This window comes from Nocardioides faecalis, from assembly GCF_018388425.1.
In the GTDB taxonomy this organism is placed as follows: Bacteria; Actinomycetota; Actinomycetes; order Propionibacteriales; family Nocardioidaceae; genus Nocardioides; species Nocardioides faecalis.
Window position 1 is genome coordinate 3,778,911 of sequence record NZ_CP074406.1, and the last position, 13,458, is coordinate 3,792,368.

Consider the following 13,458-nt stretch of genomic DNA (forward strand, 5'->3'; position numbering starts at 1 on the left):
CCCTCCGGTCCGGGCGACCAGGGGGCGACCAGGGGGCGACCAGGGGGCGACCAGGTGCGGCTGAGCACACGCGCCGCGACGCGCACCTTATGGAAACCTGAGGATGGGGAACCTCCCGGGAGCAGATCCCACGAACCCCGGAGGCCCGATGAGTGACGCCACGACCGATCGTGCCGACGGGGACGTCGAGCTGAACCGCAGCATCACCGGCCGGCTGCTGTTCTTCTACGTGCTCGGCGACGTGCTGGGCTCAGGCATCTACGTGCTCATCGGGACGGTGGCCGGCGAGGTCGGCGGGGCGTTCTGGATCGCCTTCGCCGTCGGCGTCTCGGTCGCCGCGATCACCGGCCTGGCCTACGCCGAGCTGGCCACCAAGTACCCCAAGGCCGCCGGCGCCGCGCTCTACCTCTACAAGGCGTTCGGCAACCGGCCGCTGGCCTTCCTGGTCACCGTCTCGTTCCTCTCCGCCAGCTTCGCCGCCGCCGGCTCCCTGGCCGTGGGGTTCGCCAACTACTTCCTCGAGCTGTGGGACGTGCCGCCCGGGCTGCTCGTGGCGCTGTTGTTCCTGCTGATGCTGTCGATCATCAACTTCATCGGGATCACCGAGTCGGTGGTGATCAACATGCTGATGACCCTGGTGGAGATCTCCGGCCTGATCATCGTCACCGTCATCGGCATCTGGTACGTCGCCCAGGGCGACGCGGACTTCTCCCGGCTGGTGGAGTTCGAGACCTCCACGACCCCGATCTTCGCGATCGTCGGGGGCGTGGCGCTGGCGTTCTTCGCGATGACCGGCTTCGAGAACGTCGCGAACGTGGCGGAGGAGACGATCGACCCGCAGCGCAACTTCCCCCGCGCGTTGATCGGCGGCATGATCGCGGCCGGGTTCATCTACGTGCTGGTCGCGATGACCGCCTCGCTGGTGGTCGGCGCCAAGGACCTCGCCGGCTCCGACGCGGCGCTGCTGGAGGTGGTCAAGGCCGACATCATCCCGATCCCGCTGGGGTTCATGACCACGCTGTTCGCCGTGATCGCCTGCATCGCGATCACCAACACCACGCTGGTCGCGGTGGTCACCCAGCCGCGGATCCTCTACGGGATGGCCCGCGAGGACGTCGTGCCCGGCGTCTTCGCCAAGCTGCACCCGAGCCGGCGCAGCCCGTGGGTCGGGTTGATCTTCTCCGCGCTCGTGGTGGCCACCCTGCTGGTCATCGGCACCCTGGTGGTCGAGGCCGGCGGCGGCATCGACCTGATCGCCCGGCTGGCGACCGTCACGGTGGTGCTGCTGCTGTTCATCTACTTCCTGGTGATCCTGGCCGCGCTGAAGCTCACCGGCCAGGACGAGAGCGAGCAGACCTTCACCGCACCGCGCCCGTTGCTCTACGTCGGCCTGCTGGGCAACGTGATGCTGCTGGTGTACGTCGTCGTGGACGACCCGACCTCGGTGATCTGGTGCGCGGGACTGTTGGCCGTCGGCGGCGTGCTGTTCCTCGTCGAGCAGGTCATCCGCAGCCGCCGGAGCGGGGCCGCCGGCCCGGCGACCGAGGCCTCGGACCAGCCCTCGAACCAGTCGGCCGAACCACCGGCCGAGCAGCCCCAGCCGACGGAGGAGCCCTGAGATGCACGTGATCGTGGCGACCGACGGGTCGCGCCAGTCGCTGCAGGCGGCGCGGACGTTCAAGAGCTTCGCCGACCCGCACCGGATCAGCGACGTCTCGGTGCTCGCGGTGATCCGGCCGCTGTCCTCGGTCGCGTTCGCCGACGAGATCTCCGGCTCCAGCGCCAAGGTCACCGGCCCCGAGCACTCCTTCCGCGCCGAGGCCGAGGCCGCGGTGCGGAAGGTGGCTGAGGAGTTCGACGGCTGGGGGCCGGCCCTGCACCGGCGCATCCGCAGCGGCTCGCCGGCCAACGAGATCATCAAGGCCGCCAAGCAGCTCGACGCCGGCCTGGTGGTCGTGGCTGCCGGCGGCCGCGGGCTGAGCGAGTCCGTCCTCATCGGCAGCACCGCGCAGCGAGTGCAGAACTACGCGCCGTGCCCCGTGCTCGTCGTACGGCCCAAGCCGCGCAAGCCCGCCCACCTCAAGAAGTAGCCCGCGTCAGGCCGCCTCGACCTGCCCGAAGAGCCGGGCCAGCAGGTCGGTCAGGGTCAGCACCCCGGGACCGGCGTCCGTGCGGACCAGCACCAGGTGGTTGCGGGTCTCGCGCATGGTGGTGATCGCCTCGTAGACCGGCACGGAGGCGTCGAGCTGCAGCACGGGCCGCATCAGCTCCGCCAGCCCCGGCGTCGGGGACCCGGCGGCGGTGAGGGTGTCGCGGACGTGCACCACCCCGGTGACGGTCCCGGCGTCCTCGATCAGGATCCGCAGGTGACCCGAGGTGTGGGCGATCTCCTGCACGGCCGCGGCGTCGGCGGACAGCGGCACGGTGACCAGCTCCCGGCCGGTTTCCACCAGGTCGCCCAACGAGAGCTCGGCGAGGTCGAGAGCGTCGGTGATCTGGGAGGAGAAGCCCGACTCCAACGCCCCGACGTCGGCGGAGTGTGCGACCAGCTCGCGCAGGTCCGAGGCGGTCTGGCTGGTGGCCATGCTGTCCTGCGGCTCCACGCCGACGCGGCGCAGGCACGCGTTGGCGATGGTGTTGAGCATCGTCAGCACCGGGCGGGTCACCCACATGAACGCACGCATCGGCAGTGCCAGCACCGTCGCCGCCGTCTCCGGGTGCGCGATGGCCCACGACTTCGGGGCCATCTCCCCCACCACGAGGTGCAGGAAGGTGACGAAGACCAGCGCGAGCACGAACCCGGCGCCGTCCGCGAGCCACAGCGGCACGCCCCAGTCCTCGAAGGCGGGGGTCAGCACATGGTGCACGGCGGGCTTGGTGATCGCACCCAGCGCCAGGGCGCAGGCGGTGATGCCGAGCTGGCAGCCGGCGAGCAGCACGGTGAGCTCGTTGAAGGAGCGCAGCGCGGCCCGGGCCGAGCGACTGGTCGGCGCCTTCTCCTCGATCCGATGCCGACGAGCGGCCAGGACGGCGAACTCGGCCGCAACGAACAGCGCGCTGAGCACGATCAGCGCGGCGGTCACGGTGATGACGAACAACGGGTTCTCACTCATCGCGGCGCCTCCTGGCTCACGGCGGGCGGGAGCACGGCACGCACGGAGGACGGCACGTGCCGCTCCACGTCGAGCACCTGCAGCTCGAGGCGCCGCGGCTCGACATCGATGTCGTCGACCAGCAGCGCCGGGTCGATCGGCAGCACCGCGACGACGCTGGCTCCGGGCCCGGGCAGGTCGCCGTACAGCTCGATGACCAGGCCGGCGAGGGTCTCGGCCTCGGTCGCGGGCAGCGGGTGGCCGATGGTGCGGGCGACCTCGTCCAGCGGGGCGTCGCCGCGCAGCGTCCAGCTGTCGGTGACGTCGTCGTGGAGGTCGCGGACGAGGTCGGGGCCGGCCTCGTCGTGCTCGTCGGTGATCTCGCCGACCAGCTCCTCCGCGAGGTCCTCCATGGTCAGCACGCCGGCCAGGCCGCCGTACTCGTCGAGCACGCAGGCCAGCTGCGCCTGGGCGGCGGTCAGCGTCTCCAGTGCCGCGGGCAGCGACATGCTGGTCGGCACCAGCAGCGCCGGGCGGAGCACGTCCGCGGCGTGGCCGGGGTCGTCGGCGGGGCGGGCGAGCACGTCCTGCAGGTGCACGACGCCGAGCAGCTCGTCCTCGGCGCCGAGCACCGGGTAGCGGGAGTGGCCGGTGCTCATCAGCTCCCGCACCGCGCGCAGCGGCAGCGCCGGGTGCACCACGTCGACCCGCGAGCGCGGGATCATCGCGTGCTCCACGTCCTGGTCGGGGAAGTCGAGCATCCGGTCCAGCAGCACGGACAGCTCAGCCGGCAGGCTGCCGGACTCCCGCGAGGCGGCCACGATGTGGCTGAGGTCCTGGCGGGTGGCGGAGTGCTCGACGTCGTGCACCGGCTCCATGCCGACGGCCTTGAGCAGCAGGTTCGAGGCGCGGTCGAAGATCCGGATCAACCAGCCGAAGACCGTCAGGTAGGCGGTGGTGGAGGACGCCAGGCCGACCGCGACGGGCTCGGGGCGCGCGATCGCGAGGTTCTTGGGGAAGAGCTCGCCGAAGATCATCTGCACGAAGGTCGACAACAGCAGCGCCAGCAGCGTGCCGACGGCGATGCCGACGCCGGTGGGCACGCCGACCCCACCGAGCCCCTCGCCCAGCGCCTCACCGATCAGCGGCTCGGCGACGTAGCCGACGAGCAGCGCGGTGACGGTGATGCCCAGCTGCGCGCCGGACAGCATGAAGGAGGTGCGCCGGGTGACCGCCAGCGCCCGCCGCGCGCCGGCGTCGCCGGCGGCGGCCCTGGCCTTGAGGCGCGAGCGGTCGACCGCCATGTAGGCGAACTCCTGCGCCACGAAGTAACCGGTGACCGCGGTGATGGCCAGGACCACCAGCAGGCCCACCAGGAGGGAGACGACCCACATCAGGCGGCACCCTCCCGGTTCGGCTCAGGTTGACCGGGGGAGTCGTCGTCGTCCATCGGTGCGGTGCTTCTCCTGCGGCTCGGGCCGGGACCGGTGCCCGGGCTCGCGTCGTACAACGACGCAGCCCTGCCCGTCGGTTCCCGCGCGCGTGGACGGACTCGGGCCGCTCAGCGTGACATCGCCCACCTGATGGTGCCGACTGCGGCGGAGCCGGCGGCGCGCACCACGGTCCGCTCCGTGACCGGCAGCCACGGCAACCGCAGGCCGGGGCGGGTCCAGGCGGGCATCAGGCCGATCGCGGCGCCGGCCAGCACCGCGTACGGCGCCCGTGCCGCGAGCGGCAGCGGCGGCTTGAGCAGCACGTAGCGCACCGCCTCGCGCGCCTCCGGTGTCGCCCGCAGCTCGTCGCGGTAGCCGGCCAGCACCTCGCGCAGCTCGGTGACGGTGGTGGGCGGGTCGAGGACGCCGAGGCGGCGGGCCACCTCGGCGGCCTGCGCCACGTAGGTGTCCTGCTCGGCGGCGTCGAGGGGGCGTGCGCCGTACGTCTGGTGGGCCAGCAGGAAGCTGTCGATCTCCGCGACGTGCACCCAGGCGAGCAGGTGCGGGTCGCCGGCGGCGTACGGCGTCCCGTCCGGCATCGTGCCCGTGACCCGCTCGTGGATCGCCCGCACCGCGTCCACGGCCTGCTGGGCATGCTCGGCGGTGCCGAAGGTGGTGACCGCCAGGAACCGGCTGGTGCGGTGCAGCCGGCCCCACATGTCCCCGCGGAAGCCGGAGTGCTCCGAGACCGCCCGCATCGCGGCCGGGTGCATGCTCTGCAGCAGCAGCGCGCGGATGCCGCCGACGAACATGGAGGCGTCGCCGTGCACCCGGGCGATCGGGCTGTCCGCGGGGAACCACCGCGGCCCGGGCGTGCCGTGGATCCGCGCCGCGTGCGCGGGGCCCTCAGGCCCGGCGACGCGCAGGAACAGGGCCTGGCCCAGCCGCTCGCGCAGCTGCGCGCCCCAGCCCGGCCGTCGCTCGACCCCTCGCTCGGTCATGTCTGCCAGTGTGCCCCGGGACGGAAGCGCCGCCCGGGTGCGCGCGGGCGCCGCTACCGTACGGCGCATGACTCGTGTGCCCACGTGGTGGTTGCCGGTGGTGGTGGGTGCCGTGGTGATCGCCGCCCTGGTCACGGTGCTGACCTCCCCAGGCCGGGCCGAGCCGCCGGCAGGCTCGCCGGAGGAAGGCGTGCAGCGCTACCTCGACGCGGTGCTCGACGACGACCCCGAGGCCGCCGCCGTCTACCTGGCATCCGGCGGCGAGTGCTCGGTCACCGACCTCGAGAACGCCTACGTCGAGGACGTCCGCGTCACGCTGCGCGACGTGCGGACGACCGGCGACTCCGCCCGGGTCGAGGTCAGCATCGTCTCCCGCGGAGGCGGGCTGTTGTCGACCACGTGGACCGAGCAGCACGTCTTCCAGCTGCGTCGCGACGACGATCACTGGCTGTTCACCGGCACGCCGTGGCCGATGTACTACTGCGAGGCGGAGTCCGGGACCGAACCCGGGATCGCGCGTGGGACCGCGAGCGGGACGCGGCGGTGAGCGGGCGGAACACGGCCCTGCGCGAGGCCGACCGGCCCACGCACGACGAGGGCCCCGTGGTGCGGCAGATCTTCCAGTACCTGCTGCTGGCGCTGCTCGTCGTGGTCGCCGCCACCGGGGTGGCCGGGCTCGCCGGCTCCGTGCTGACGATGGTGCTGGACGGCTCCTCGGCGGTGTCGCGGTCCACGCTGGCATCCGACGTCGCATTCACGGCGGTCGGGCTGCCGCTGCTGGCCGGCCTGGGGCTGTGGTCGCGGAGCACGCTGGCCGCCCACGAGCGTGAGCGGCGCGCGGCGGCGTGGTCGACGTACCAGGTGGTGATGGCGCTGGGGGCGCTGGTCGTCACCGTCGCCGCCGCACGGCCCGCCCTGGCCTGGCTGTGCGGACTGGGGCCGGCGGCGCCGTACGCCACGGCGACAGCGGTGGTGTGGGCCGCGGTCTGGGCCGTGCACTGGCGCCTGTGCCGCCACCTCGCCGACCCGACCGCGGCGCAGCTGCACCTGGTCGGCGGATCGCTGTTCGGGCTCGGCGTCGGCCTGCTCGGCCTGGGGCTGCTGCTCGCGGCGGCCCTGCGGATCTGGCTGGGGCTGGACGAGCCGCCGCTCGCGGGCTCCAGCGACCCGGCCCGCGCCAGCGCGCTCACGCTGGCGCTCGGCACGGCGGTGTGGCTGCGGTACTGGGTCTGGGGCGCGTGGCGGACCCGGCGCGGCGTGCTGTGGCTGTGCCACGTGCTGCTGGCCGGCGCCGGGCTGGGGCTGCTGCTCGCGGTGGCGGGCGGCAGCATCGCGCTCTACCGGGTGCTGGTGTGGGTGCTCGGCGACCCGGCGAGCAGCGACGCCGCACGGCACTTCGACTCGATCCCCGCTCCCCTGGCCGTCGCCGTGGTGGGCCTGGTCTCGCTCGCCTACCACCAGCAGGTCCTCGGTACGACGACCCCGACCGAGCGCACCGAGGTGGACCGCGTCCGTGACTACCTGCTGGCCGGCATCGGCCTGGGTGCCGCGGCCACCGGGTTCACGATCGTGGTGGTGGCGCTGGCGGAGGCGATCGCCGACCCGGACGTGCTGGCGGGCTCGGGGCCGATCAACACGCTGCTGGCCGCGCTCACCCTGCTCGCCGTCGGCGGGCCGTCGTGGTGGCGGTTCTGGCGCCGGGGACAGCGCGCGGCCCGCGCGGAGGACGTGACGCTCGCCGGTCCGGAGCTGACCTCGCCGACCCGGCGGCTGTACCTGTTCGGGTTGCTCGGCCTCGCCACCCTGGTCGCCGTGGGGGCGCTGCTCGCCGGCGCGTGGGTGCTGGTGGACGCGCTGCTCGACGGCACCTCCGCGCTGGCCCTGCTGCGCCGGCTGCGCTGGCCGCTCGGCATCCTGGTCACCGCGGTCGGGCTGGCCGCCTACCACTGGTCGGTGTACCTCGGCGAGCGCTCCCGCAGCGCCGAGCTGACCCGCACCCGACCCACGGCGGCGGCGTCCGGGCCGCGGTTCGTGCTGCTGCTGGGGGTGGGCGACGCCGCGCTGGCCCGCGACCTGGCCGGCCGCACCGGCGGGGAGGTCTGGGCGTGGAGCCGCACCGAGACTGCTGCCGGGACGCCCGCCGCCGAGGATGGCGGGCTGTCCGGCTCGTGGTCGGTCGAGGACCTGCACGCGGCCGCCGCCGGGGCGGAGGTCCCCGAGGTCCTGCTGCTGGCCGAGGACGGCGAGCTCCGCGCCGTCGGGCTCGACCGGCGTCCGCCCGTCACCGGTCGGGCTCCGTCAACGGTCGGGGCTGAGCCTCACCAGCGCTGACGGACCTCCTCGGCCCACCCGTAGAGGTCCGCGACCGGCACCCACGTGCCCGCGGCGTCGCGGACCTCGCCCGACCACGTGCCGAAGGCCTGGTGGGTGCGCGAAGAGATCAGCTTCAGGTCGGTGCCGGCGGTGCGCAGGTGCACGGGGGTGAACCTCAGCCGGACCCCGTCGCCGTACACCTGCCAGGGCGCGAGCCAGTCGCTGCTGTCGTAGTCCCAGGTGAGCTCGGCGGCGATCTTGCTGAGCCGGCCGTCGACGACGATCGCGTTCTCCGTCGTCCCGGTGCCGTCGGTCCACCGGCCGCCGACCTGCAGGCCGAGCGTGCGGCCCTGGGTGCGGCCGGCACCGGCGCCCCAGTTCCACTCGATCGCGTGCGGCCACCGGCCGCGGCCGTGGTCGAGGGTCGCCCACGACGCGCCGTCGGGCACGGCGACCGGGGCGCCGTCGACGACGAGGTACCCGGTCGCGGGGCGGCCGACGTCCTTGACCGTGTACTGGAACAGGCGCTCGCTCCACGGCACCACCACCCCGAGGCACTCGTGCCCGGCGGGCCGGTGGGCGACGACGTCGAGCTCCAGGCGTGGCGAGATGCACTGCAGCCGGGTGCCGTCGGCCACCTCGTCGATGTCGATGCGAAAGCTCTTGGTGCGCGCCCGCACCGCCCCGGCGCCCAGGGTGGGCGGCAGCTCCGCGCCTCGGCCGAGCAGGCCGATCGCGTCGTGGCCGAACGAGGTCCCGGTGGTGCGGTCGAGCACGAAGACCTCGAGCACCGCGGCGTAGTCGATGTCGGAGACGGTGAGCGCCACGACGTGGGTGGGCGTGGTGAGCGCCCAGTACTCCCAGCGCTTGTTGCGGCCCCGGCCGTACCGGCCGCGCCCGATGCCGGAGGTGTCGTGCAGCGGCCGGCGCGTCCACCCCACCGCCGCGGGATCCAACCGGCCGTCCGGCCTGGTCAGCGACACCTGGGTCGTGATCTCCCGCTCCCCCGCCTGCTCCCCCGCCTGCTCCCCTGCGTGCATGGCTGCAGGCTAGGGGTCCTCCCCACCCCGAGTCGTGAGTTTCCGTCTCCCGACTCGCGAGTTCCCGTCCCCCGAGTCGTGAGTTCCGGTGCGCCGAGTCGTGATTTTCCGTCCGCCGAGTCGGGCCTTCGCGTCGTACGACGTCAGAGGCTCGCGAGCACCCGGTCGGCGAAGCGCTGCCCGACGAGCGCGTGGCCGGCCTCGTCCAGGTGCAGCCGGTCGGGCATCGGGTGCGCGTCGTGGTCGGCGGCGCCGTACAGGTCGAGGCCGTCGAGCAGCCGCAGGTGCGGGTCCTGCCGGCGCGCGGCGACGACCGCGAGCTCCTCGCGGATCACGCTCAGCGTGAGCTTGCCGGCGAGGACCTGCTCCGGGTCGCCGGTCGCGATCATCCGCAGCTCACCGGCGGCCAGCGCCTCGGAGTCGAACGCGGACGGCCCGGGGGTGTGCTCGTGGATCGGGCAGTGCAGCGGGGTGATCAGGACCAGCGGGGTGTCGGGGTGGCCGTCGCGGATCGTGTCGAGGAAGCCGTGCACCGCCGAACCGAAGGCGCGACGCCGCATGAGGTCAGCGTTGACCAGGTTGATGCCCATCTTCACGCTGATCAGGTCCGGGGTGGGCAGGTCGCGCATGGTCCGGGCGACGAACGGGTCCAGCAGCGCGCTGCCGCCGAGACCGAGGTTGGTCAGCTCCACACCGGCCTTCCGGGCCGCCAGCACCGGCCAGGTGGCGGTGGGCCGCGTCGCGTCGGAGCCCTGGCTCAGCGAGCTGCCGTGGTGCAGCCACGTACGACGTCCCTCCGCCCCGGCCCGCTCGATCGGGGCGTCCGCACGCAGCGCGACCAGCTCGGTGGCCTCGTTGTGCGGCAGCCAGAGCCGCATCTCCTTCTCGCCCGCCGGCAGGTCGGTGAACCGCAGCGTGCCGACGGGGCCGCGGCGCAGGTCCTGGGTGCCGGTGGCGAGGTCGATCTCGACGGTGTCGCCGTCCGGCACGATCTCGGTCGCCACGACGGTGCCGTCGACCTCGAGCTCGTAGCGGCCGTCCGAGCGGTGGTCGAGGCCGACGTACGCCCGCTTCAGCGCGACCACGTCCAGCTCGACCCACGTGGCGGCGCTGCGGAACGCCAGCCGCACGCCCGCCGGGTGCACCTCGACGGCGAGCAGCTGCGGGTCGGGGCAGCGGGTCCGCGCCCAGGCGGGCACCCGGTGCGGACGCAGGCCGCGCTCGGTCCGCTCGACCTCGACCTGCCCGCGCAGCAGGCCCTCCAGCTCGGACCCGCGCAGCTCGCTCGGCTCGTCCACGGACGCCAGTGTGTCCGACCGCGCAACCCGGGCCGCGCCTGTTGGGGTGGGCTGGTCGGCGTCGCTGGGTGGAGTGGTCGGGCGGGCTAGTCGGGCGGGCTGGTCGGGCGGGCTGGTCGGGCGGGCTGGTCGGGCGGGCTGGTCGGCCATCTACCCGGGCGTTGTGGCCTCTACCCGGGTGGTCTACCACCCTGATAGAGGCCATAACTCGTAGTTACAAGCGCCCTGCTCACAGGTCGGCGAGCGCGGCGAGGACCCGCTCGAGGCCGAAGTCCCAGGCGTGGGTGGTGCTGGTGGGGCCGTTGAGCGCGGCGCCGGCGGCGGCGCCGACGCGGCGGGCGAGGGGGTGGGTGTCACCGAGGTACATCTGCAGCCGGGCGCTCCACTCCGGCCAGTTCTCGGCGAGCTCGCCGGCGCGGGGGCCGGGGCGCCGGGCGCGGGCACTGGCCCGGGCGAAGTCGAGGACGAAGCCGAGGGCGGCGTCGCGGGTGACGTCGTCGAGGTCGAGTGGGGCGAGCGCGGCGAGCTCGTGGTCGTACTTGGCGATGGTGCCGGGGCCGAGGGCGCTGCGCTCGTCGTCGATGTCGAGCAGCCAGGGCCGCTGGGTGTGCAGCGCGAGGTTCTGCTCGGCGAGGCGCCGTACCCGCTGCTGCCAGCCGAGCCGGCCCCAGTCGGTGCGCTCCATCTCGGCGTGCGCCTGGTCGACCATCAGGACGAGCAGGTCGTCGCGGCTGTTCACGTACGTGTAGACCGACATGGTCGAGACGTCGAGCGCCGAGGCGAGGCTGCGGGCGGTGATCGCACCGAGGCCGTCGGCGTCGGCGAGCGCGAGGGCGACGCGTACGACGTCGCCGGTGCTGTGCCGTGCCTGCGGGCCGCGACTCCCCCGGGTGGGGGCTGCCGGGTGGTCGCGCCAGAGCATGTCGATCAGTGAGCGTGGCATCGGGCCCTCCTCCCGGAGGGAATCATTTCACAACCCAATACGTTGTACGCTGTACGCCCTATCCAGGAGGAGTCGCCATGCACGTCACCGCCACCGCCCTCTCCCTCAACGTCCCCGACGTCGAGGCCGCCGCCGCGTTCGCGTGCGACCACTTCGGCTTCGCCGCCGAGATGTCCGCCGACGGCTTCGTCTCGCTGCGCCACCCCGACATCGCCTGGAACGTGGTCTTCCTGCGCGTCGGCCTGGGCACGTTCAAGCCCGCCCACATCGCCGGTCCCGCGGGGCAGGGGATGCTGCTCGCCCTGGAGGTCGAGGACCTGGACGCCGAGTTCGCCCGCATCGCCGCGGCCGGGGCGAGCGTGGTGACGCCGCCGGAGAGCGAGCCGTGGGGTGAGCGCTACTGCCAGTTCGCCGACCCCAACGGCCTGGTGTGGCAGCTGGTGCAGTGGGTCGCGCCGCCACCGTCCGACGTCCTCCCCTGACCTGGGCGCCGGCTGGCCGCCCGGCTGGCCGCCCGGCTGGCCGAGCAGCTGTGGGAGGCCGACACCGCACCGGATGCGGGTCGCCCCGACCGCTGATTCCGCGCCGGCGCACCGGTCAGTCCCGACAACATGGTCGAACAGGCCATCAGGGTCGGACAGCAGGAAGGATCGAGGATGGGACGTCTGGTCTACACAGCCATCGGGTCGCTGGACGGGTTCGTCGCGGACGCCTCCGGCGACTTCTCCTGGGCCGCACCCGATGAGGAGGTGCACGCCTACGTCAACGAGCGCGACCAGCAGGTGGTCGCCGAGCTCTACGGCCGGCGGCTGTTCGAGGTGATGGGGGTCTGGGAGACCTACGGCGCCGACCCGGCCGATGAGGACGTGACCGAGGTGGAGCGCGCGTACGGCGCGGTGTGGCGCGAACGGGCCAAGACCGTCTTCTCCACGACGCTGACCTCGGTGCCCACCCAGCACACCCGGCTGGAGCGCTCCTTCGACCCGGCGGCAGTCCGTGCGTACGTCGACGCAACCGACGGTGACGTCTCCCTCGGCGGCCCGACCCTGGCCGCGCACGCGCTGCGGGCCGGCATCGTGGACGCGGTCGAGTACTACGCCCACCCGGTGGTCATCGGCGCCGGCACCCGCTGGCTGCCACCCGACCTGCGGCTGGGACTGGACCTGGTCACCGAGCACCGCTTCGGCTGCGGCGTCGTGCACCTCGCCTACGACGTGCGCCGCTCCCCCGCGCCCTGACCAACCCCCACCGCCGAATCACCCCTACCGCACCGCCGAATCACCCGTGATGGTCCGCCGATTCACCAGGTACGCGCCCCGGTGCCGTGCACGGCGTACGGCTCGATCGCGGCGACCTCGTCGTCGCTGAGGTCGGCGGCGAGCGCGGCGAGGTTCGAGCGCAGCTGCTCCACCGAGGAGGCGCCGATGATGGCGCTGGAGACGGCGGGGTCGCGCAGCACCCAGGTCAGCGCGAGCTGGGCGAGCGTCTGGCCGCGCCGCTCGGCGATGCCCTGCAGGGCGGTGGCCCGCTCGTAGTAGGCCGAGCTGAGCGCCTTCTCGTGCAGGAACTTGCCGCGCGCGGCACGGGAGTCCGCGGGCACGGTGCCGTCGAGGTAGCGGTCGGTGAGCAGGCCCTGCTGGAGCGGGGAGTAGGCGATGGTCCCGACGCCGAGGTCGGCGGCGGTGGGCAGCACCGACTCCTCGATCTCCCGGTCGAACATGCTGTAGGGCCCCTGGTAGGCACGCAGCGGGATCCGCCACTGCGCCAGCGCCGCGGCCATCTCGCGGAGCCGTTCGGCGGGGTAGTTGGAGACCCCGACGTAGAGCGCCTTGCCGCTGGTCACCGCCAGCGCGAGGGCCTCGGCGGTCTCCTCGATCGGGGTGTCGGGGTCGTCGAGGTGGTGGTAGTAGATGTCGACGTAGTCGATGCCCAGCTTGAGCAGCGTCTGGTCGAGCGAGTGCACCAGGTACTTCTTCGAGCCCCAGGCGCCGTACGGGCCCGGGCGCAGCGCGAAGCCCGCCTTGGAGGTGATCAGCAGCTCGTCGCGCAGGTGCTTGAAGTCCTGGGCGAAGATCAGGCCGACGTTCGACTCCGCACTGCCGGCGGGGGGTCCGTAGTTGTTGGCCAGGTCCCAGTGGGTGATGCCGTGGTCGAAGGCGGTGCGCATGATGTCGCGCTGGACCTGCAGCGGCTTGTCGTCGCCGAAGTTGTGCCAGAAACCCAGCGACAGGGCGGGCATCTTGAGCCCGGAGCGGCCGAGGCTGCGGTACTCCATGGCGTCGTACCGCTCGGCGACCGGGTGGTACGGCGTCGCGTACGAGTTGAGGATCTGCATGGG

Annotated in this window: 13 protein-coding genes; 6 read left to right on the top strand and 7 right to left on the bottom strand. The window is 73.3% G+C overall.

Going from position 1 to position 13,458, the window contains the following annotated elements; translation table 11 throughout:
* The first annotated feature begins 148 nt into the window (after positions 1-148).
* Positions 149-1,618 carry an APC family permease gene (locus tag KG111_RS17720; RefSeq protein WP_205291309.1) on the top strand — a complete coding sequence of 490 codons (1,470 nt, stop codon included), beginning with the start codon at positions 149-151 and terminating at the stop codon, positions 1,616-1,618.
* 1 nt (position 1,619) lies between these two features.
* Positions 1,620-2,090, top strand: coding sequence for a universal stress protein (locus KG111_RS17725; protein ID WP_205291308.1), 471 nt, complete (start codon positions 1,620-1,622; stop codon positions 2,088-2,090).
* Between the two features lie 6 nt (positions 2,091-2,096).
* On the opposite strand, the gene KG111_RS17730 is transcribed toward KG111_RS17725, so the two are convergent.
* The 3 genes from KG111_RS17730 to KG111_RS17740 form a co-directional block, all read right to left on the bottom strand.
* Complete coding sequence (locus tag KG111_RS17730; protein WP_205291307.1) at positions 2,097-3,113, bottom strand: hemolysin family protein; 1,017 nt, start codon at positions 3,111-3,113, stop codon at positions 2,097-2,099.
* Positions 3,110-4,486: a hemolysin family protein gene (locus KG111_RS17735; RefSeq protein ID WP_213450014.1), complete on the bottom strand. Its 1,377-nt coding sequence runs from the start codon at positions 4,484-4,486 to the stop codon at positions 3,110-3,112. The genes KG111_RS17730 and KG111_RS17735 overlap by 4 nt, the downstream gene beginning before the upstream one ends.
* Before the next feature lie 167 nt (positions 4,487-4,653).
* Positions 4,654-5,526: an oxygenase MpaB family protein gene (locus KG111_RS17740; protein ID WP_205291306.1), complete on the bottom strand. Its 873-nt coding sequence runs from the start codon at positions 5,524-5,526 to the stop codon at positions 4,654-4,656.
* Between the two features lie 67 nt (positions 5,527-5,593).
* On the opposite strand from KG111_RS17740, the gene KG111_RS17745 reads away from it, so the two are divergent.
* Both KG111_RS17745 and KG111_RS17750 read left to right on the top strand, forming a co-directional pair.
* Entirely contained in the window at positions 5,594-6,073 is a 480-nt protein-coding gene (locus tag KG111_RS17745; protein WP_205291305.1) for a hypothetical protein, read from the top strand.
* Positions 6,070-7,857, top strand: coding sequence for a DUF5671 domain-containing protein (locus KG111_RS17750; RefSeq protein ID WP_205291304.1), 1,788 nt, complete (start codon positions 6,070-6,072; stop codon positions 7,855-7,857). Before KG111_RS17745 ends, KG111_RS17750 begins: the two co-directional genes overlap by 4 nt.
* Here KG111_RS17750 and KG111_RS17755 read toward each other — a convergent pair.
* The 3 genes from KG111_RS17755 to KG111_RS17765 form a co-directional block, all read right to left on the bottom strand.
* Positions 7,845-8,879, bottom strand: a complete 1,035-nt coding sequence (locus tag KG111_RS17755) for a DUF2804 domain-containing protein (protein WP_205291303.1) — start codon at positions 8,877-8,879, stop codon at positions 7,845-7,847. The genes KG111_RS17750 and KG111_RS17755 overlap by 13 nt on opposite strands.
* 143 nt (positions 8,880-9,022) lie before the next feature.
* Complete coding sequence (locus tag KG111_RS17760) at positions 9,023-10,177, bottom strand: SGNH/GDSL hydrolase family protein (protein WP_249666214.1); 1,155 nt, start codon at positions 10,175-10,177, stop codon at positions 9,023-9,025.
* 229 nt (positions 10,178-10,406) lie between these two features.
* A complete protein-coding gene (locus KG111_RS17765; protein WP_205291301.1) occupies positions 10,407-11,120 on the bottom strand; it encodes a TetR/AcrR family transcriptional regulator in 714 nt (237 codons plus the stop codon).
* Between the two features lie 77 nt (positions 11,121-11,197).
* Between KG111_RS17765 and KG111_RS17770 the strand changes: the two genes are divergently transcribed.
* Together KG111_RS17770 and KG111_RS17775 are read left to right on the top strand one after the other, a co-directional pair.
* Entirely contained in the window at positions 11,198-11,602 is a 405-nt protein-coding gene (locus KG111_RS17770) for a VOC family protein (RefSeq protein WP_205291300.1), read from the top strand.
* A 174-nt stretch (positions 11,603-11,776) separates the two neighbouring features.
* Positions 11,777-12,358 (top strand): dihydrofolate reductase family protein, encoded by a 582-nt coding sequence (locus KG111_RS17775; RefSeq protein WP_205291299.1) that lies wholly within the window; start codon positions 11,777-11,779, stop codon positions 12,356-12,358.
* 62 nt (positions 12,359-12,420) lie between these two features.
* On the opposite strand, the gene KG111_RS17780 is transcribed toward KG111_RS17775, so the two are convergent.
* Entirely contained in the window at positions 12,421-13,455 is a 1,035-nt protein-coding gene (locus KG111_RS17780) for an aldo/keto reductase (protein WP_205291298.1), read from the bottom strand.
* Positions 13,456-13,458: the final 3 nt, after the last annotated feature.